This is a genomic window from Streptococcus sp. CL8.13, assembly GCF_049737895.1.
The window spans coordinates 1-1105 of record NZ_JBKOTT010000152.1; the positions used below are offsets into that span (position 1 = coordinate 1).

Sequence of the window (1105 nt, forward strand, 5' to 3'; positions counted from 1 at the left end):
CTTTATCTGCAACCTCAAAGCGGTGCTTTGAGCAACCTGCGGCTAGTTTCCTAGTTTGCTCTTTGATTTTCATTGAGTATAAATTAAGTATAGCACAGTTAGGAAGAATAAGCTGAAAAGGGAAATAGGTCTAGAAAGAAGAACTAGATTTAGATAAAAAATAAGCCCCGAATGAGTTCGAGGCTTAAGCTGTTTTAATTACCAGCATAATATTTTTGGATTCCCTTGATAATCCCTTCAACTAGTTTATCTTGGTAGTCACTGCTGCGGATTTTTTGGTTTTCTTCTGGATTATCCATATATCCCATCTCTAGCAAAACAGCTGGTTTAGCTGTTTCACGTAGAACAGCAAAGGTTGCTTGCAAGAGCCCAGCATCTCTAGCTCCAGTTTCAGCTAGCAGTGAAGAATGGATATCGGCTGCGAGACGATTACTTTCACTCATCCGTTCAGGATTGTTGTGCCAATCCTTGTTAATCTTGCTAGGGAAACCAGGTTCATCCTTGTAAGAATAGGTCTGGATACCCAGATTAACGGTTGTATCATTCCCTTTTGCATTGAAATGAAGGCTGATGAAAAAGTCAGCATTGGTCTTGTTGACCATACGAGAACGCTCGGTAATAAAATCAACGTCTATATCACTATCTCGAGAGGTGAGAACGGTATAGCCGAGTCCTTCTAGTTGTTTACGTAGCTTACGATAAACCTGTAGGTTCAATTCTTTTTCAGCTATGCCATAGTAATAAGCCCCGCGATCCTTACCACCGTGACCTGGATCGAGAAAGATAGTTTTAGAGTAATGTCCTTTTTGAAAACCTTGTGCTAATTCACGAACCCATTTTCCATTCCCTTGGAAGAGCTGGTTTTTACCATCCACAGCATAGGTTCCTGTAACATACACACCATCATCCTTAAGATAGTACCAAGCTTGATAGTCTGGGTCGTAAATCCATTCCTTATGGGCCATGTAGCCACCAGATTTAAGATAGTAGGAACCAATCCATTGTTTTTGGGCATAGCGTCCGCCAGATTTTAGGTAAAACCAACTAGAGTAGCTTTGGTCGTAGACCCATTCCTTATCTGCCATAGCACCACTGGATTTGAGGT

General features: G+C 41.3%; 1 protein-coding gene. It reads right to left on the reverse strand.

Translation table 11 applies throughout. The annotated features are described in order from the left end of the window. Window positions 1-194: 194 nt before the first annotated feature. Window positions 195-1105: N-acetylmuramoyl-L-alanine amidase (locus tag ACLNCN_RS04895; protein WP_424844750.1), on the reverse strand; the 911-nt coding region annotated here is incomplete at its 5' end.